Raw genomic sequence first — 18,347 nt, 5'->3', positions numbered from 1 at the left:
ATGGCAAGGCATCGGATTGTCTTTTGTAGTCCAAACGAAAATGCCAAAAGTTTCGCGCAAGGCTCAAACGAAAATCCGCGCCTCTTGCGAGGCGCGGATTCAAACCGATAACATCCGACACAGTCAGGGCGGGACGAAGTCGCCCCTAGCCAGAGCGCCGCTTACTGACGGAAGAGTGTCAGGATGCTTTCGGAAGAGGTGTTGGCGATCGAGAGCGACTGGATGGCCAGCTGCTGCTGGGTCTGCAGTGCCTTCAGGCGGGTCGATTCTTCGTTCATGTCGGCATCCACGAGGCGACCGACACCACTGTCGATCGAGTCGGTGAGAGCCGCGACGAAGTCTTCCTGCATGCCAATTCGCATGGAGATCGAGCCGAGAGCAGCAGCCGCGCTGGTCATCTGCTGAAGGCCGTATTCGACGAGTGACAGGGCTTCCTGCATGCCGGCGGTCGTCAGGCCGGTGATGTCGAGCTGGTCGATGGAAACGCCTGCGATTTCGGCAGCTGCGACACCGGCCGTTCCGTCATTGTCCCAGTCGACGAAGGCGTCGAAGGTGTCCGAAATGCTGCCGATGATACCGGAGTTGTAGTCGATCAGACCGGCCGCATCACCACCGAACAGGACGGTCATGCCATCCGGCGTCGTCGCATCGAGGGAATAGAGCGTCGTCGAAACCGAAACATTGCCGCTGGAGTCGCGGATGAAGCCGGAAACGACCGTCACATCCACGGGGGCAGTCACTGTGTCGGTGCCGGTAGCAACCCAGTTCTGGCCGCTGAAGCTTGCGGATTCGGAGATCGAGCGAAGCTGCTCCTGCAGCTGGTCGATTTCTTCCTGGATCTTGGTCTTGTCGACGCCTTCTTCGGTGGCGGCAACAACCTTGGCCTTGATTTCCTTCATCACCTCGATGGAGCTTTCCATCGCGGCGTAGGCGGTGTCAATTTTCGCGGCGCCGAGGCCGAGAGCGTCCTGGACGGCGGAGAGCGCCATGTTGTCGGAGCGCATGGTGGTTGCGATCGACCAATAGGCGGCGTTGTCAGAGGCGTCGCCGACACGCAGACCGGAGGATACACGCGCCTGGGTGTCCTGCATCTTCGAGTCGATCGAGCGGAGTGTCTGAAGTGCAGCCATCGCTGCGTTGTTTGTCAAAATGCTGGTCACGGTCGTGTCCCTTAATGGCTAGATCTGGGGACATCCCGGTCTTTCCGGGAACGATGACGCGGCGTAATGCCCTTAACCATTTCTTCGTCTTGGTTAACTCATCGTTACATGACCTCATGTAACCGGCTTATGGTTAACGCATGGTTAATCGAAACTGTAAAAATCCTTAATACGAAAAAAAGCCGCCCCGGAGGGCGGCTTCCATATTGGAGCTCTTCAGTCTTAACGGAAGAGCGAGAGGATGACTTCTGTGGAAGAGTTGGCGATCGAGAGCGACTGGACGGCCAGCTGCTGCTGGGTCTGCAGTGCCTTGAGGCGGGTGGACTCTTCGTTCATGTCGGCGTCGACGAGACGGCCAACGCCGGAGTCGAGCGAGTCAGACAGCTTGTTGACGAAGTCTTCCTGCAGTTCGATACGCATGGAGATCGAGCCGAGGTCTGCGCCAGCGCTGGTCATGTTGGCGAGCGCTGCGTCAACGAGCGTCAGGGCTTCTGCCATGTCGTCGTTTTCAAAGTCGGTGATGTCGAGCGTGTAGACAGACATGCCGGCTACGTCGGTGGTCGCACCAGAGTTGGTCGTACCGTCGGGCAGGGTGAAGGTCGTGGTGGTCCAGTCGGAACCGACAGTACCCAGGATACCGGTCACTTCGTCGATTGCGCCCGTCGCGTCGCCACCGAACAGGATGGTCATTTCGCCAGCAGTGGTAGCGTCGAGCGAGTAGGTCGTGGTCTTGACCGATACGTTGTTGCCAGCGTCGCGAACGAAGCCGGAAACGACGGTCACATCGGCAGCGCCGGTTGCCGTGTCGGTGCCGCCAGCGATCCAGTTTTCACCGCTGAACGAAGCCGATTCTGCGATCGACATGAGCTGCTGCTGCAGCTGGTCGATTTCTTCCTGAACCTTAGCCTTGTCGACGCCTTCTTCAGTGGCGGTGACCAGCTTGGCCTTGATTTCCTTTACGACGTCGATGGCAGATTCCATACCGGCATAGGCAGTATCGATCTTCGATGCGCCGAGACCGAGTGCGTCAGACACGGCAGACAGCGCCATGTTGTCGGACTTCATGGTGGTGGCGATCGACCAATAGGCAGCGTTGTCGGAGGCTTCGCCGACGCGCTGACCGGAGGAAACGCGGGCCTGTGTGTCTTCCATGTTGCTGCCGATAGAGCGCAACGTCTGGAGTGCGGACATGGCGGCGATATTGGTGAGAATGCTCGTCATAGTAGTATTGCCCCTTGAATGGCTGACTAAGAAGGGACATTCCGGTCTCTCCGGTAACGGCGCACAGCATCATGCCTGCTAACTGGCTGATTTTTAAGAGTTAGCTCGCCGCTTCGATAGGCCTAGATAAAACTATCAAGGTTAATGAAGGCCTAAACGAAAACGGGAAATCGAATTTTTCTGAAAATTTCTGCAACCTTCACGCGTGCGCGCGCGTAGCAGATTATGTTTAACAAAACGGAAAGGCCGCATTCGTTTCCGAATGCGGCCTTTGCCTTGCCTCGTGTCCAGGTCAGCCCCCGGATGTTGAAGCTCTCCCTTCGCACGCCTCTGGTCAGCCACCAAGGCATATCGGCGTCGGGACAGTCTAGCCGGCCCGTACGGGCCGGCCCGTTCTTTCGATTAACGGAAGAGCGACAGGATGTTCTGCGAGTCGCTGTTGGCGATCGAGAGCGCCTGGATTGCCAGCTGCTGCTGGGTCTGCAGGGCCTTGAGGCGGGTGGACTCTTCGTTCATGTCGGCGTCAACGAGACGGCCAACGCCCTTTTCGATGGCGTCAGACAGCTTCTCGGAGAAGTCGGTCTGCAGCTCGATACGGGAAGAGATAGAACCGAGCTTTGCGCCGGCGCTCGTCATCTTCTCGAGTGCGGCATCAACCGAAACCAGTGCGGCGTCGATATCGTCGTTCTCGACGTCGATGTCCTTCACAGCGATGGTTGTGTAGTCGGTGCCGTCAACGGTGATCGTGTCGCCGTTTGCGCCGAGAATGCCGTTGTCATCTTCAACTTCGCCGTCGGCGTCGAAGGTGTACAGCATGGACGTGTTGTCCATGGTGTATTCGGTCGTCTTGACGCTGACGTTGCCGTCAGAGTTACGGACGAAGCCGCTGACAACAGTCTTCGTGTCAGCCGTGCCCGCGATCCAGTTTTCGCCGTTGAAGGACGAGCTCTTCGCGATCGAGACAAGCTGTTCCTGGAGCTGCGTGATTTCGTCCTGGATCTTGGCCTTGTCGACGCCTTCTTCCTTGGCGGCAACGATCTTGACCTTGATTTCCTTGACGACGTCAATTGCGGAATCCATACCGGCATAGGCGGTATCGACCTTTGCAGCGCCGACGCCGAGAGCGTCGGTCACAGCGGACAGTGCCATGTTGTCAGAACGCATGCTCGTCGAGATCGACCAGTAAGCAGCGTTGTCAGATGCCTTGGAAACCTTCAGGCCGGTCGAGATGGCGTTCTGCGTCGCTTCCATGTTGGAAGAGATCGAGCGCAGGGTGGCGAGCGCGGACATCGCGCTGGAGTTGGTCAGAATGCTGGCCATGTCAATTTGTCCCTTAAACGAGATACAAGAGGGGACATACCGGACTTACAAAAATTTACCGGTCACGGACGTTCGGCATCATGCCTTTGGTATTTTTCGTTGCTACCAGACCCGTCGTGCGAGCTCCAAACTCGCAGCCAATACTTGCCAACTTCTTTACATTTTGAGGTAGCCCAAGGGGCGCTTGGGACGTGGTGAATCGTCCGTAAGAGAGCGTGGTGAAGCAATCGTAAGCGCTTATAGTTAACTTAAACGAAGGATCGGACCAAGCTGCCGACAAGCAGGTTCCACCCGTCGATCAGGACGAAGAAGAGGATCTTGAACGGCAGTGAGATCGAGGTGGGCGGGAGCATCATCATACCCATGGCCATGGTGATGGTCGCGACGACCATATCGATGACCAGGAACGGCAGAATGATGAGAAAGCCGATCTCGAAACCGCGGCGGATTTCCGACAGCATGAAGGCCGGGATGAGCACCCGGTAGTCGACCTTGCCGTCGACGATGGTTGCCTGGCCACGTTCGTTGGCGATGTCGACAAAGAGCGCGAGATCCTTGTCACGCGTGTTCGCCGTCATGAAGGTCCGGAAGGGCTCTGCGATGAGGGCGACGGCCTCACCTTCCGTGATCTGATTGCTGAGCAGCGGCTGCACGCCTTCACGCCACGACCGGTCCATGGTGGGCGCCATGACATAGAAGGTCATGAACAAGGCCATGCTGGTCAGGATCATGTTGGAAGGAGTGGTCGCAAGCCCCATGCCGGAGCGAAGTATCGAAAAGGCGATCAGAAAACGCGGGAAGCTCGTGACCATGATCAGGATGCCCGGCGCCACCGACAGCACCGTGAGCAGACCGAAGGTACGAATGATCCACGCCGCCACCGATCCATCGATCGGGGTGTTGAAGATATCCGTCGGGAACTGCTGGGCCACAGCCAGTTCCGGCGCCATCATCATGACGGCGACGAAGATGAGAAACCGAATCATTCGATCACGAGCGTTCTGAACATTACCTTGGATACGCGGCCTTCCGAGCGCAGGTCAACTCGCTCCTGAAGGTCATCCTTGAGATATTGAAAGCCCCGTGGGCCCTCGACCTGTTGCAGTGATACCGTGCGCAGATAGGCCATGATGTCCTGGTGGACATCTTCGGCAATCTTGACGTCCGGAGGCCCGTTGAACATCAACGCGACTTCAAGCCGGATCCAGTTCTCCGAGGGGTAGGCAAGGTTGGTGGTGATCGGTTCAAGCGCGACCACGCCGTTGGCTTCCGTCGAGATCGGAGGGAGCCCCTCCTCTTCCTTCTTGGCCTCGCCCTCCCCGCCTGAAGCAGCCGCCTCTGCAGCCTTGGCTGCATCTTCGGCCTGCTTCACCTGCGGGGCGAGCATATTGCCGATGACCCAGCCGCCACCGCCGCCGACAGCCGTCAGCACGACGAGGGGGATGACGAGCGCCATCATGCCCGACTTCTTCTTGCCTTCGCCTTCCTGAGGTTCTTCCATTTAACTGTCCTCGGATCCGGTCAGAAGGGCGAGTAGATGTCGACGACCTGCTGGCCGATCGGCGGCTGCTGGACCTCGGTCAGACGGCCACGGCCACCATAGGAGATGCGTGCTTCGGCAATCCGGTCGTAGGAGATCTCGTTGTCTGCATTCACATCCTGCGGACGAACGATACCGGCAACGTTGAGGATGCGCAGTTCGTGGTTCACCCGCACTTCCTGGGAACCGCTAATCAAGAGGTTGCCGTTTTCGAGCACGCCGGTGACGACGGCTGCGACGAGCAGGTTCAAGCGTTCCGAGCGCTCGGTCGAGCCTTTGCCGGACGAACTGGTGGTGGAATCGGTCGAGAGATCGCCCGACGTCCCGGTGTCCGTGGAGAAGCCGAGGAAGTTCGAGATCTCCGCACCCCAGGACAGGCCGGTGTTGTTGTCACGGCTCCGGTCCGTTTCGTTGTTGAACGAGGCGCGGTCGTTGATCTCGATGTTGACTGTCAGGATATCGCCGATGTTCAGCGCGCGGGCGTCCTTGAACAGGGCCGACTGACTGTCGCTCCACAGCGAATAGCCGCTGGCCGTCTGGGCCTGCTGCTTGGGATACATGGCCATCTGCGGCGTCTGGCTATAACGCAGTCCGGACCCGATCGGGCTCATGGAAGGCGCGTTGCCGATTTCCTTGATGGTCTGGCTCTGGCAGCCAGCGAGGAGGAGAACGGCCAGCAGAGCCGGGAAACGCTTCATCATGATGGGTCCTTCGATGTATTGGGGTCGCCGGCGCTCGACATGATCGAGGCGACTTCCGCCGCCTTGTCCGGGCTCATCTCGGTCAGGATGAGGCTCGACTGGCGAGGCGGCAGCTTCATGATGATGGCGGCGGCGAGGATGACATTCGTCTCCTCGAGCTGGGGTGCTGCCGCATCCGGCGCCATCTTCTTGTAGATCTCCACGAGCTGGCCTTCGGCCTGCTTCATGAATTCGTTGCGGCGCGTGAGCCAGTCCTCATACTCGGCGCGGCGCTGTTCCAGGATGGCGATGCGGCTGTCGACATCGGCCTGGAGCTTTTCCAGCTCCTGCTTCTGCAAGAGGTAACGCTGATCGCGTGCGGCATCGGCGATGCCGGTGCAGAACTGGCGGATTTCGGCTTCCGTCGCACTTTCCGGGGGCTGCTGCTGGCCAAGGGCTGTCTGCGCGAAGGCCGGAAGGGTAACAATCGCGAGGACTGCCACAGCGTTGCGCAGTGCCACGCGAGAGAAATGAAGCTGGTTCGGCTTGATCATTGCAGGACGAGCTCCGCTTGCAGGGCGCCGGCGGACTTGATCCCCTGAAGGATCGCGATGACGCCGTCCGGCTTGACGCCGATGCTGTTGAGGCCGCTCACGAGGGTTCTGAGATCAGGGCCATCGACGATGGCGATCTGGTCACCTTCCTGGCGGATGGAGATATCGGTCTGAGGCTGGACCGCCGTTTCCCCACGGGAGAACGGTCCTGGCTGAATGACCTGCGGTGTTTCCTGGACCTGCACGGTCAAGGTGCCGTAGCTCACGGCAACGCGCGAGACGCGGACATCGGCGCCGATAACAATGGTGCCCGTGCGCTCGTTGATGACAACGCGTGCCGGCGAGTCGGTCGCCACGACGAGATTTTCGATGTCGGCCATCAGTCTTGCGAGGTCTGCGGTCCGGGGCTTTTGGACCACGATCTCCAGACTGTCGCGGGCTTCGGCGATCGGCGCGCCGTAATTGGCGGCGGCATAAGCATTGATGGTGTCGGCCACGCGCAAGGAGGTGGTGAAGTCCGGATTGCGGAGCTGCAGCACGAGATTGACGCTGTCCTTGAACTTGGACGGCAGCTCACGCTCGATGATCGCGCCTGTCGGCACGCGGCCGGAGGTCGTGATGCCCTGCTGGACGGCTGCAGCATCACCCTGCGCGTTGACGCCGGAAACGACCACTGAGCCTTGCGCCACGGCATAGATCTGGCCATCAGCACCGGTGAGCGAAGTCATGACCAGCGTTCCGCCGCGGAGCGAGGTCGAGTCACCGAGCGAGCTCACGGTCACGTCGATACGGCTACCGGGGCTGGCGAACGGCGGCAGATTGGCCGTTACCATGACGGCCGCCACGTTTTTCGCGTTCGACTGGCCGCCCTGGGTGGAAATACCGAGGTTCTGCAGCATGGCGCGCATGGACTGGTCAGTGAAGGGCGAGGAGCGCAGGCTGTCGCCGGTTCCCTGCAGGCCCACCACGAGACCATAGCCGATCAGCTGGTTATCACGGCCAGACTGCAGCGAGGCGATATCCTTGATGCGCGAATTGGCGCTGAGTGCCGGCTCAAGAGGAGCCAGAACCAGCGCCATTGCACAGAATGCGATCCGTATGGGTGCAATCAGTTTCATTTTGCCATCACCTGTACGGTACCATCGGCCATGACCGTGCCGGAGACGATCGAGCCGGAATCGATGTTGCGGACCTTGACGACCTCACCGACGGAAGCGTCGGTCAAAGGGGTACCGCTTGCGCTGATCAACATGTTGCCGATGGCGAAGGTCAGACGAACGCTGCTGCCGCGCTTCACCGCAAAGGCTTCGCGCAGGCCATGCACCGGAATGGTTCGACCGGGAAGCAGCGTGCGCTTGGCGACCATGCCGACCACTTCTTCCCGCACACGGGCGTAGCCGCCCGCGAGGTTGGGATTGGTGACAGCGACGACGTCGATCTGCTCGGCGGAAATGGTTTCGCCCGGATAGATCACCTGTTTGGGGATCACAGCCGTGTTTTGTGCCAGCGCAGTGCCGGCGGCGAAGCCAAACGCTGCGACGGCGATTGCCGCCGCCCGCAGGGCATGTCCGAATATCCGGCGAAACCTCATGTTTGCCTCCAGTTGTCTTACTTGAGGTTCTTGCTGACGATCTGAGCCATCTCGTCGGCAGTGGTGATGACCTTGGAATTCATCTCGTAGGCGCGCTGCGCAGAGATCATGTCCGTGATCTCCTTCACCGAGTCGACGTTCGATGCTTCCAGATAGGACTGCTTTATGTAGCCAAAGCCCGGATCTTCCGGCGCGCCGACGATGGCGGCACCCGAGGCTGCGGTTTCGGCAAACAGGTTGTCACCGAGCGGCTTCAAGCCCGCCTCGTTGACGAAGTTGGCGATCGTCAGCTGTCCAAGGTCGGTGTAGTCGGCATCGTTGCCGATGCGCGCCTGAACCTGGCCGGTGCGGCTGATGACGACTTCGCTGGCATCCTGCGGAATGGTGATCTGCGGCGTTACCAGGTAGCCGTCGATCGTCACGAGCTGGCCTTCGGCATTCATGTTGAATGCACCCGAGCGGCTGTAGAGCGTGGTGCCGTCAGGGCTTTCGATCTGGAACCAGCCGCGACCGATCAGCGAGAGGTCGAGTTCGTTGCCCGTCTGGGTCAGCTGACCCTGGGTGTGGATGTTGCGGACGGCCGCCGTCTGCACGCCGAGACCGATATTGGCGCCTTCCGGCACGATGGCCTGGTTGGCACGGTTCGGCACGCCCTGGGCGCGCTCCGTCTGATAGAGAAGGTCGGAGAATTCAGCACGCGCCCGCTTGAAGCCGGTCGTGTTGATGTTGGCGATGTTGTTCGCAATGACCTCAAGATTGGTCTGCTGGGCGTCCATACCCGTGGCTGCGATGGCGAGCGCTCTCATAGTTTGGTACCCCTGTCAGATCTGCATCTTGGTGATTTCGAGATAGGCGTTGACGATCTTGTCGCGGAACGCGATCGCCGTCTGGAGCGACTGCTCGGCCTGCATGACGGCATCGACGACCTCACGGGTGTTCGCCTTGCCCATCAGACCGTCGAAGGAGGTTTGTTCGGCCTGCTTCAGATTGTCGGATGCTTGCATCGCCATGCTGTTGAGCGCCGAGAGAAAGGTTTCTCCGGTCGCCGTGCCAGGCGTTGTGCCCTCGGCGGTGAGGCCCTTGGTCGAGAAGGAGCTTGAAAGCGAGTCCAGGCCGTTGATGCCTGAAAGAGCGCTGGTCTTGGTCACGGATTCAATCATTGCGAGGCCTTCAGGAGCGCTATGGTCTGGGAAATCATCTCGCGTGTCTGCTTGATGGTCTGCAGATTCGCTTCGTAGCTGCGGTTGGATTCGCGCATGTCCGCCATTTCGATCAGGACATTGACGTTCGGCATCTTGACGATGCCTCGCTCATCCGCGGCCGGATTGCCGGGGTCGTATTCCTCGATGAAATCGGCCAGATCGACGCCGAGCTTCTTGACCTCGACGGTCTCTGCACCGGTGATGCGATCGAGTTCGGCACCAAAGCTCACCGTCTTGCGGCGGTATGGATCGGCGCCGGGCGTGTCACCGGTGGTGCGGGCGTTGGCGATGTTTTCGGAAACGATGCGAAGGCGGGTCGACTGGGCTTCAAGCCCGCTTCCGGCAACCTTCAGCGTTGCGAGCAGGGGATCGGTCATCAGCGTTTCACCGTCATTAGCATCATGCGATGGAAGGAAGACATCAGCGAGGTATTGAGCTCGTGATTGCGCTTGATCTCACCCGTCTTGCGCAACTCGTCCGACAAGGCGACGGTGTTGCCCGATTCCTGGATGCCGATCTCCTTGTTGAGATCTTCTTCTTCGACAGCGATGTTACGGTCACTGTAATCGGCAGCGGCCATATGGCCCGGCTGCGTCACGGCCATGCCCTGCACCATGCCGGTCTTGTCCAGAACCGCGCTGAAGGGCGTGATATCCTTGGCCATGAATTTCGGCGTGTTGACGTTGGCGATATTGGTCGCAACAACCTGCTGGCGCACCGAGAGCCACTCGGCCTGTCGGGAGGCCAGCTCGAACAACTGGATGGGATTCATTCACATCACTCCGTCTATTATTGATCGGAGCCTAGGCCAGTAATCTTGCGTGGGACTTGCCCGTCCCACACTTCTTCAATTGTTTTGGACAACCTCACCCGTAGAGGTGACGATGACCCACTTGCCCTCACGCTGTTCAAGCGTCGCAACGCGGCTGTTGTCGGGCAGGATGGAGCCGATGCGGACCAGATACATGCCGGCCTTGTCCTCGATCAGCGCACGACCATTGGCGACATGCAGCAGGCGGAAGCCGGACTTGCCCGGGAAGGGCTGTGTGGCCGCGGTGTCCAGACCCTCGGGCTTTTCCAGACCGAGGGTCGGAACAGTCGCGGTGACGATCTGATCGACTTCGGGGTCGCCTTCACCATCGCCGCCTTCGTCGTCACGATCGACCAGAGCAAGCGGGGAAACGCTGAAAACGTCTCGGCCCGGGCCCTCCGGCAAATCGCGGGTGCGTTCCCAATCGGCAACCTGGATGCCGAATTTCTCTTCGTTGAAGAAGACGTACCAGGGAAAAAAGGCCGCGCCGCAGGCGAGCGCGATGCCGGTCATGGCCAACACGCGGTCGATTGTCGGGATCCGGCGACGGGTGAAGACCGGGCGCAGCGGAGCCACGGGCTCGTCAGCATCGAAATCGGTCATGGTCAGCCCCTTTGTCTCATACCCTGCCCGCCGGCGGCCGCCTTCAAGGCATTGGCCAGATCGGCATAGGCATCGAGCACCGGCTTTTCGCCGGGCGTCTGCTTCAGAATGTCGTAGATGACCGGCACCTGCTTGATCGCCATGTCGAGATCGGGGTCGGAACCGTTTCGGTAACCGCCGATCAGGCGGAGATCGCGGGTTTCCTCGAAGCGGTGGATCAGCGCCTTCAGGCGCGACACCAGCTTTTCCTGCTCGGAGGTCCAGGCCTTGCGGGCGAGACGCGAAATCGAGGTGAGCGGATTGATGGGCGGGTAGCGCCCTTCGTCGGCGAGCGCACGGTCGAGCACGATGTGGCCATCGAGAATACCGCGCGTGGAGTCGGCGATCGGGTCGTTGTGGTTGTCGCCATCGACAAGGATCGAGATGATCGCAGTGATCGTACCGGCACCTTCGGCACCGGGACCTGCGCGCTCAAGTAGGCGCGGCAGTTCCGTGAACACGGAAGCCGGATAGCCACGGGCAATCGGCGGCTCGCCGGCTGCGGTCGCGACTTCGCGGATCGCATGGGCGAAGCGGGTCACGCTATCGACGATAAAGAGAACGTTCTGGCCCTTGTCGCGGAAATGCTCGGCAATGGTGATCGCCGTCAGCGGCGCCATCTTGCGCAGCATCGGGCTTTCATCGCTGGTGGCGACCACGGCAATGGACTTCGCCATGTTGTCGCCGAGCGTGTCCTCGATGAATTCGCGGACTTCGCGACCGCGTTCGCCGACCAGGGCGATGACGACCTTGTCGAAGGCATCGGCACGCGCGAGCATCGACAGAAGCGTGGATTTACCCACGCCGGAGCCCGCGAAGATGCCTAGGCGCTGGCCAAGGCAGAGCGGCGAGAAGATATCGATGGCGCGGACGCCTGTCTTGAAGCCCGTTTCCACGCGGCTGCGGGTCATGGACGGTGGTGCCGTCGTCGAAATCGGCCGCCGCTCCGGTCCGGGTGCCAGCGCCGGTCCATTGTCGATCGGGTCACCCAACGCGTTGATCGTGCGGCCACACCAGCTGTCATCAGGCGCGACACGGAAGGCGCCCTTGCGGATCACGACGTCATGGATGCCGATCGGTTCTCCGGGCTCGATGGGGCAGACATAGCAAACGTCAGGCTCGACGCGGACGACTTCGCCCAGATGTACGCCGGTGGCCGAGCGATGGGCGACGAACTCGCCGAGGCGCACATGCCGCGACAGACCGGTCACCGTATAATGTCCGGCAGCGATCGTGCGGACATGCCCGCCCTGGGTCACAGAATTAGCCGGGCGCGAATAACGCTGCGACAATGCCGCCAGTTGTCCGAGCTTGGGGGAAAGCGGAAATTCGTCTGGTGTCGGCGCGCTCATGTCCATCCGATCTCAGGCTCAGTTGCCGCCGCCGAGGACCTTGATCGCCTCGCTCGTGGTGCTCTCGCTGGTGCTGATCAGGGCACTGATCGCTTCGAAGGCGCGGTTCACCTGAATAAGCTGCGTCATCTCGCTGATGCCGTTGACGTTGGAGTTCTCGACATATCCCTGAAGGATCGAGATTTCCGGGTTGTCGACAACCGGCTGCGGATCGTCGACCGTAGTCACGCCACTGTTTTCGAAGCGGAGAAAGCCGTTGCGGACGTCGGCCGTAAAGACGCCGAGGGTTGCGACCACACGGCCGTCCTGCATGATCTGACCGCTGGCACCGACTTCCGGCGGACCGCCGGCACGGTTGAGCTGGATCGGCGCGCCGCCGGCATCCAGGACGGGATAGCCGCGGGTGGAGACGAGCTCTCCGGTATCGGTCATCGTGAAACGGCCGTCCCGCGTCAGAACCTGACCGACCGGCGTATCGATCGCGAACCAGGCGTCTCCCTTGATTGCAAAGTCGAGGACGTTGCCGGTTTCCATCAACTCCCCGCTCTTCGTGGAGAGATAGTCGTTGCCCTGGCTGACGAAGGCGATCTTGGCATTCATTTCATTGCCAGTGCGGCTCAGCATCTCGTCGAACTTCACATCCGTCGAGCGAAAACCGACCGTGTTCACATTGGCCATGTTGTCGGCGATCGTGGTGAGACGGCGCTCGAGGGCCATCTGCGACGACAGGGACACGTAGATACCGGATTGCACTGTTTTGCCTCCGCAGGTGAAGAATATCAGTAAATCATTATTTAACGCAGGATAGCCTACGCTCCATTCCACTCTTCTTGCGGCAAAAGGCTTGCGCGAAACTGTCGAGGGAACGCCCGGAAATCCGGGGGGAAGCGCAGCCCAAAATTGGCTCCGTGATTCAGCCTCACGCAAGGCAGGGGCTCTATCGCTTACGGTGAATAGTAACGTTCGGGTGCGGGCAAAATGAACTTAATCGTCGGTTTCATCATCACACTGGGCTGCGTCCTCGGCGGCTTCATGGCCATGGGCGGCCACCTAGACGTCCTCGTGCAGCCGTTCGAGCTCGTCATCATCGGCGGTGCCGGTGTCGGCGGCTTCATCATGGCCAATCCGATGAAGGTCATCAAAGACACTGGCAAGGCCATGGGCGAGGCCTTTAAGCAGACGGTTCCGAAGGAGCGCGACTATCTCGACGTTCTCGGCGTGCTGTACTCCCTGATGCGCGACCTCCGCACCAAGTCGCGCAACGAGATCGAAGCGCATATCGACAACCCGGAAGAGTCCTCGATCTTCACGGCAGCGCCGAACCTCCTGAAGAACAAGGAGCTGACCGCATTCATCTGTGACTATGTCCGCCTGATCATCATCGGCAACGCCCGAAGCCATGAGATCGAAGCGCTGATGGATGAGGAAATCGAGACCATCCACTACGACAAGATGAAGCCGTACCACGCCATGACCGCCATGGGCGACAGCTTCCCGGCAATCGGTATCGTCGCGGCCGTTCTCGGGGTTATCAAGGCGATGAGCAAGATCAACGAATCCCCGGAAGTTCTGGGGGGCCTGATCGGCGCCGCGCTCGTCGGCACCATGCTCGGCATCTTCCTGTCCTACTGCCTCTGCAACCCGATCATCGCCCAGATCAAGATGGTTCGCACCAAGCAGCACCGCCTCTACATCATCGTGAAGCAGACACTGCTCGCCTACATGAACGGTTCTGTTCCGCAGGTGGCCCTGGAATACGGCCGCAAGACCATTTCTTCCTACGAGCGTCCGTCTATCGACGCCGTTGAGCAGGAAATGATGAACCCCGGTGGCGGCGGTGAGAGCAAGGCGGCCTGATCATGACGGAAGCACAGACTGACACAGCACCGCAGATGGACCGCGCCCTTCTCGCCAAGCTGACCGGCGGGCTGGGTGATTCCAAGACGCTGCAGAAGCTTTGCGCAGATTTCGGCCAGCTTTACGTGGAGTTCCTGCCCGACGTCTTCCACAGCGAGACGGGCCTGACGATGCAGGTTCATTATAACGGCCACGAAAGCGGCCTCATGACGGACCTGATCGCCGATCTCGGTGACAATGTCTCGCTGGCCGACGGACAGCTGCGCAACTGGTCGCCGAACTTCGTGCTCGCCTGCGGCAACAGTTTCGTCATCACCTTGATGGAGAACCTGCTCGGCGCCCTGCCTGAGACCATTCAGGAGCCGATCGAACGCCCGCTTTCCCAGATCGAACTTGATCTGGCCGTGATGGTCTACGACAAGATCGCCAATGTCCTGCGTTCCGGCGTCAACGCTGCCGGTGGCTTCGAGCCGCTGCTCGAAAAGGCTCACAACGCTGAAGATCGCCCGAAGCCGGACGAGGATCACGTCGACGAATATGCCGTGACGGTCAAGCTCGGCATTACACTCGGCACGGTGACCTCCGAATTCTATCTGGTCATTCCGCAGAAGGCGCTGCTGAAGACCGTCGTTACCATGCCGAAGTCCAAGGGCCAGGCCGGCAAGTCGAAGAAGGAGTGGCAGGAGCAGATCGCCGAACAGGTGCGTCGCTCCCAGGTCACCCTGGAAGCGCGGATCCGGCTCGACTCGCTGACGCTGGCCACCGTCTCCCGCCTGATCGCCGGCGATGTCATCCCGTTCCGCGACAAGGGCGACGTGATGGTCGATGTCAGCGCCAACGGCAAGAACCTCTACGTCTGCGAATTCGGCCGGGCGGGCGACCGCTACACGGTCCGGGTGAAGGACAATGTGAGCAGCGAAGATGAAATTCTAAAACATTTGATGAGCTAGCAATTTACCCGGGCTTGACCCACGGCAGCTTGAGGCAAGTTTCAAGAGGAATAATCAATCCATGGCAACGAAGAAGACACCACCGAAGGATGACGACGCGCTGGCGATGCCGGGCGCGAGCGACAGCGATTTCGACCAAGCGGTCGATGACCTTCGCGGCGTCCTGAAGGCAGATGCAGACGGCGGACTGGGCGATTTCGGTTCCGATCTCGGCCTCAAGGACGATCCGCTGGCAGCGTTCGAATCAGATTTCGGCGGCGGCGCTGCAGCGGCCCCGAGCGATGACTTCGGACTGGGCGATTTCGGCGGTTCCAGCGATCTCGGCGGCGGTAGCGACTTCGGTGGCTCCAGCGATTTCGGCGGGTCGAATGACTTTGGCGGTGGCGATTTTGGCGGCTCGACCGGCAGCCAGCAGGAGCCAGGCAGCGGTCTCAGCGCCAATCTCGACCTGATCATGGACATTCCGATCGAGGTCCAGATCGTGCTCGGATCCAGCCGCATGCAGGTTTCAGGGCTTATGAACCTCGAGGAAGGCGCCATCATCGCGCTGGACAAGAAGATCGGCGAGCCTGTCGAGATCATGGTAAATGGCCGCCGCATCGCGCGCGGCGAGATCACCGTTCTCGAAAACGACGATACGCGATTTGGTGTCAAACTGATTGAAGTGATGGCGACCAAGACATCCTGACCCATGATGGGCCAGAGAGGACAAGACCATGATGGACTTTGACGATTTTGGCGGCCCCTTAACCGGAAAACCCCTCTCCCAGGCCGATAAGGCAGCCGCAGTGCTGCTGGCCATGGGGAAGGGTGTCGCCGGCAAGCTGCTCAAGTATTTCACGCAGGCCGAGCTGCAGACGATTATTGCGTCTGCGCAGACCCTTCGCACGATCCCGCCGGATGAACTGACCGAACTCGTCAACGAATTCGAGGACCTCTTCACCGAGGGCGCCGGCCTGATGGACAATGCGAAGGCCATCGAGAGCATTCTCGAGGAAGGCCTGACGCCGGAAGAAGTCGACGGACTGCTCGGTCGTCGCACCGCCTTCCAGGCGTTCGAAGCATCCATCTGGGATCGCCTTCAGGATGCCGATCCCGATTTCATCGCCCGGTTCCTGATGCGCGAGCATCCCCAGACCGTTGCCTACATTCTCTCGATGCTGCCCTCCTCCTTCGGTGCAAAGGTTCTGCTCAAGCTGCCGGAAAGCCGGCGCGCTGACATCATGAACCGCACGGTCAACCTGAAGAACGTCAGCCCGAAGGCTGCCCAGATCATCGAAAACCGGGTCCATGACCTGATTGCGGAAATCGAAGCCGAGAAGAACTCCACCGGTTCGGCCAAGGTCGCGGAACTGATGAACGAACTGGAAAAGACCGAAGTCGACACGCTGCTCACCTCGCTCGAATCGATCAGCAAGGAATCGGTCAACAAGGTTCGTCCGAAGATCTTCCTGTTCGAGGATCTGCTCGTCATGCCGCAGCGCAGCCGCGTCCTGCTCCTCAACGACATCTCGGGCGAAATCCTGACCATGGCGTTGCGCGGTGCGAGCGCGGAAATCAAGGAATGCGTGCTGGCCTCCATCAGCCCGCGCTCACGCCGCATGATCGAATCGGATCTGCAGGCAGGGACTGCCGGCATCAATCCGCGCGAGATCGCCATCGCACGACGCGCCGTTGCCCAGGAAGCCATCCGCCTTGCGAATGCCGGTCAGATCCAGCTCAAGGAAACCGAGGGCGATACGCAGGCGGCCTGATCGGTCACCTCTGTTGAAAACCACAAGCTTTCTGTCACCCGCCGATTGAACCCCAATCGGCGGGTGTTTACGTTCATGTCGCCGGGAGTTCTCCGGCGAGCCGTCGGTGCCCGCCACCGGTGACTGGATCAGCCAGGGCATCGATCCCGCCCGGTGCACGCCTCCTGGAGGGCAGCGGTCATGGCCGAAGATGACGACGAAGACAGCAAGACAGAAGACCCGACCGAGAAAAAGCTTCGGGACGCGCTCGAGAAGGGGAATGTCCCGACCTCGCGCGAGGCGCCGCTCTTTGCCACCGCGCTTGGTTTCTATCTCTACGCCGTCTTCTTTCTGCCCGATGCCATTGGCCGCCTCGGGCAGACCCTGAAGGACATCTTTGAGCGTCCCGACCAATGGTATCTCGGGACGGCCGTCGACGTGGTGTCGCTCTTTACCCACCTGGCATGGGAAATCGGTGCATTCCTGGCACCGATGCTGATCATGCTGGTGCTGTTGGGGGTAAGCGCGAACGTCGCTCAGAACATGCCCTACTTCGTGCTCGAGCGAATCAGGCCGCAGATGAACCGGATTTCGCTGTTCGCCGGCTGGAAGCGGATCTTCAGCGCCCAGGGCATGGTGGAGTTTGGCAAATCGATCTTCAAGATCGTCGTGCTCTCCGTGATCATGGTTTTTGCCCTGAAGAGCGACTATTTCGGCGTCATCGACACGATGTTCTCCGACCCGCAGGTCATCTTCGTCAAGTTCTCGGAAATCCTGAACAAGATGATGATCATCGTGGTGATGGCAACGGCGCTACTGGCGACCGTCGACGTCTTCTGGACGCGCTATCATTGGTATGAACAGCTGCGCATGACCAAGCAGGAGGTCAAGGAAGAGTACAAGCAGGCGCAGGGTGACCCTATCGTCAAGGCGCGCCAGCGATCGATCGCACGTGACCGCGCCCGCAAGCGCATGATCGCGAGCGTGCCGCGTGCGACACTGGTGATCACCAACCCGACCCACTATGCCGTGGCACTGCGCTATGTCCGCGAGGAAGGCGATGCTCCGGTGGTCGTTGCCAAGGGGCAGGACCTGGTTGCGCTCAAGATTCGCGAGATTGCCCGCGAACACGACATTCCAATTTTTGAAGACCCGCCGCTCGCGCGCTCCATGTTTGCGCAAGTCTCGGTGGATAGCGTCATTCCGTCAATATTTTACAAGGCAGTCGCAGAACTCGTGCACCGGGTCTATGCGTCGAAGGCCCCCAAAAGACGGATACGCTAGGCCCGATGAAGAAATGCTCATATACCAACCAGCGTGAACGCATTGTGGCCGAGGCGATCAGCCCCGTCGCGAGCGAGTTGCGCCTTCTCGATGCTGCCGACCTTATTTCACTTCTGCGTTTTGAACTTTATGGCAATCTGTCGGACCTCGTCTCGTCGGCAGCAGAGCTCTATTTCCACCCGGGCACCGTGGTTTTCGGTGCAGGTGGAGATTATCGGCTGGAATGGGGTGGCCCACCGGAAATCGTGCTGGATCTCGAGATCAAGCCGCGCGGCATCACGATTTATTCCCAGCTGACGCTCACCAACGAGCAGGCCGGGCTCGACATCAAGCATATCGCGTTTCACGATTCGTCCGGCGATCCGGACACCAACACGCGCATGCTCGAAGAACGCCTGCAGGAGGCGCGTTTCGTAAAGGGACAGACGTCCCCCCTCTACGGATGAGGTT

The 18,347-nt window shown here is 60.1% G+C and carries 22 protein-coding genes; 6 read left to right on the top strand and 16 right to left on the bottom strand.

Annotation, left to right across the window (positions count from 1 at the left end):
* Positions 1 to 161 precede the first annotated feature (161 nt).
* From C0V73_RS06310 to flgF, 16 genes are all read right to left on the bottom strand, one after another.
* Entirely contained in the window at positions 162 to 1,160 is a 999-nt protein-coding gene (locus C0V73_RS06310; protein ID WP_102019155.1) for a flagellin, read from the bottom strand.
* A 222-nt stretch (positions 1,161 to 1,382) separates the two neighbouring features.
* Complete coding sequence (locus C0V73_RS06305; RefSeq protein ID WP_102019154.1) at positions 1,383 to 2,381, bottom strand: flagellin; 999 nt, start codon at positions 2,379 to 2,381, stop codon at positions 1,383 to 1,385.
* Positions 2,382 to 2,783: 402 nt separating this feature from the next.
* Positions 2,784 to 3,701 carry a flagellin gene (locus C0V73_RS06295; protein WP_102019153.1) on the bottom strand — a complete coding sequence of 306 codons (918 nt, stop codon included), beginning with the start codon at positions 3,699 to 3,701 and terminating at the stop codon, positions 2,784 to 2,786.
* 248 nt (positions 3,702 to 3,949) lie between these two features.
* Complete coding sequence (fliP, locus tag C0V73_RS06290) at positions 3,950 to 4,687, bottom strand: flagellar type III secretion system pore protein FliP (protein ID WP_102019152.1); 738 nt, start codon at positions 4,685 to 4,687, stop codon at positions 3,950 to 3,952.
* Positions 4,684 to 5,202 (bottom strand): flagellar basal body-associated FliL family protein, encoded by a 519-nt coding sequence (locus C0V73_RS06285; protein WP_102019151.1) that lies wholly within the window; start codon positions 5,200 to 5,202, stop codon positions 4,684 to 4,686. The genes fliP and C0V73_RS06285 overlap by 4 nt, the downstream gene beginning before the upstream one ends.
* Positions 5,203 to 5,222: 20 nt before the next feature.
* Positions 5,223 to 5,942 (bottom strand): flagellar basal body L-ring protein FlgH, encoded by a 720-nt coding sequence (flgH, locus tag C0V73_RS06280; protein WP_102019150.1) that lies wholly within the window; start codon positions 5,940 to 5,942, stop codon positions 5,223 to 5,225.
* Positions 5,939 to 6,475 (bottom strand): MotE family protein, encoded by a 537-nt coding sequence (locus C0V73_RS06275; RefSeq protein ID WP_102019149.1) that lies wholly within the window; start codon positions 6,473 to 6,475, stop codon positions 5,939 to 5,941. The genes flgH and C0V73_RS06275 overlap by 4 nt, the downstream gene beginning before the upstream one ends.
* Positions 6,472 to 7,554, bottom strand: coding sequence for a flagellar basal body P-ring protein FlgI (locus C0V73_RS06270; RefSeq protein WP_245407920.1), 1,083 nt, complete (start codon positions 7,552 to 7,554; stop codon positions 6,472 to 6,474). The genes C0V73_RS06275 and C0V73_RS06270 overlap by 4 nt, the downstream gene beginning before the upstream one ends.
* Before the next feature lie 35 nt (positions 7,555 to 7,589).
* Complete coding sequence (gene flgA / locus C0V73_RS06265) at positions 7,590 to 8,066, bottom strand: flagellar basal body P-ring formation chaperone FlgA (protein ID WP_102019147.1); 477 nt, start codon at positions 8,064 to 8,066, stop codon at positions 7,590 to 7,592.
* A 17-nt stretch (positions 8,067 to 8,083) separates the two neighbouring features.
* Entirely contained in the window at positions 8,084 to 8,872 is a 789-nt protein-coding gene (gene flgG, locus C0V73_RS06260; protein ID WP_102019146.1) for a flagellar basal-body rod protein FlgG, read from the bottom strand.
* A gap of 15 nt (positions 8,873 to 8,887) precedes the next feature.
* On the bottom strand, positions 8,888 to 9,226 hold the full coding sequence (locus C0V73_RS06255) for a flagellar hook-basal body complex protein FliE (RefSeq protein WP_102019145.1): 339 nt from the start codon (positions 9,224 to 9,226) through the stop codon (positions 8,888 to 8,890).
* Positions 9,223 to 9,645 (bottom strand): flagellar basal body rod protein FlgC, encoded by a 423-nt coding sequence (flgC, locus tag C0V73_RS06250; protein WP_102019144.1) that lies wholly within the window; start codon positions 9,643 to 9,645, stop codon positions 9,223 to 9,225. The genes C0V73_RS06255 and flgC overlap by 4 nt, the downstream gene beginning before the upstream one ends.
* Positions 9,645 to 10,040, bottom strand: a complete 396-nt coding sequence (flgB, locus tag C0V73_RS06245; RefSeq protein WP_102019143.1) for a flagellar basal body rod protein FlgB — start codon at positions 10,038 to 10,040, stop codon at positions 9,645 to 9,647. The genes flgC and flgB overlap by 1 nt, the downstream gene beginning before the upstream one ends.
* A 75-nt stretch (positions 10,041 to 10,115) precedes the next feature.
* The gene (locus tag C0V73_RS06240) at positions 10,116 to 10,682 is read right to left on the bottom strand and encodes a flagellar protein (protein ID WP_102019142.1); all 567 of its coding nucleotides are present in this window, start codon (positions 10,680 to 10,682) and stop codon (positions 10,116 to 10,118) included.
* Positions 10,683 to 10,684: 2 nt separating this feature from the next.
* On the bottom strand, positions 10,685 to 12,073 hold the full coding sequence (gene fliI / locus C0V73_RS06235; protein WP_172450075.1) for a flagellar protein export ATPase FliI: 1,389 nt from the start codon (positions 12,071 to 12,073) through the stop codon (positions 10,685 to 10,687).
* An 18-nt stretch (positions 12,074 to 12,091) separates the two neighbouring features.
* The gene (gene flgF / locus C0V73_RS06230) at positions 12,092 to 12,826 is read right to left on the bottom strand and encodes a flagellar basal-body rod protein FlgF (RefSeq protein WP_102019140.1); all 735 of its coding nucleotides are present in this window, start codon (positions 12,824 to 12,826) and stop codon (positions 12,092 to 12,094) included.
* A gap of 225 nt (positions 12,827 to 13,051) precedes the next feature.
* On the opposite strand from flgF, the gene motA reads away from it, so the two are divergent.
* The 6 genes from motA (at position 13,052) to C0V73_RS06200 (ending at position 18,343) form a co-directional block, all read left to right on the top strand.
* On the top strand, positions 13,052 to 13,930 hold the full coding sequence (motA, locus tag C0V73_RS06225; protein WP_102019139.1) for a flagellar motor stator protein MotA: 879 nt from the start codon (positions 13,052 to 13,054) through the stop codon (positions 13,928 to 13,930).
* Positions 13,927 to 14,880, top strand: coding sequence for a FliM/FliN family flagellar motor switch protein (locus tag C0V73_RS06220; RefSeq protein ID WP_102019138.1), 954 nt, complete (start codon positions 13,927 to 13,929; stop codon positions 14,878 to 14,880). The genes motA and C0V73_RS06220 overlap by 4 nt, the downstream gene beginning before the upstream one ends.
* A gap of 61 nt (positions 14,881 to 14,941) precedes the next feature.
* Positions 14,942 to 15,568, top strand: a complete 627-nt coding sequence (gene fliN / locus C0V73_RS06215; RefSeq protein ID WP_102019137.1) for a flagellar motor switch protein FliN — start codon at positions 14,942 to 14,944, stop codon at positions 15,566 to 15,568.
* 28 nt (positions 15,569 to 15,596) lie between these two features.
* Complete coding sequence (gene fliG, locus C0V73_RS06210; protein ID WP_102019136.1) at positions 15,597 to 16,634, top strand: flagellar motor switch protein FliG; 1,038 nt, start codon at positions 15,597 to 15,599, stop codon at positions 16,632 to 16,634.
* A 180-nt stretch (positions 16,635 to 16,814) separates the two neighbouring features.
* A complete protein-coding gene (flhB, locus tag C0V73_RS06205; protein ID WP_102019135.1) occupies positions 16,815 to 17,897 on the top strand; it encodes a flagellar biosynthesis protein FlhB in 1,083 nt (360 codons plus the stop codon).
* A gap of 5 nt (positions 17,898 to 17,902) precedes the next feature.
* Positions 17,903 to 18,343 (top strand): hypothetical protein, encoded by a 441-nt coding sequence (locus tag C0V73_RS06200; protein ID WP_102019134.1) that lies wholly within the window; start codon positions 17,903 to 17,905, stop codon positions 18,341 to 18,343.
* Positions 18,344 to 18,347 lie beyond the last annotated feature (4 nt).

Origin of the sequence: Rhizobium sp. TH135 (assembly GCF_002855515.1) — a bacterium.
In the GTDB taxonomy this organism is placed as follows: domain Bacteria; phylum Pseudomonadota; class Alphaproteobacteria; order Rhizobiales; family Rhizobiaceae; genus Allorhizobium.
Note: the sequence above shows the minus strand (reverse complement) of the source record. Positions and strands in the feature narration are given on the sequence as shown.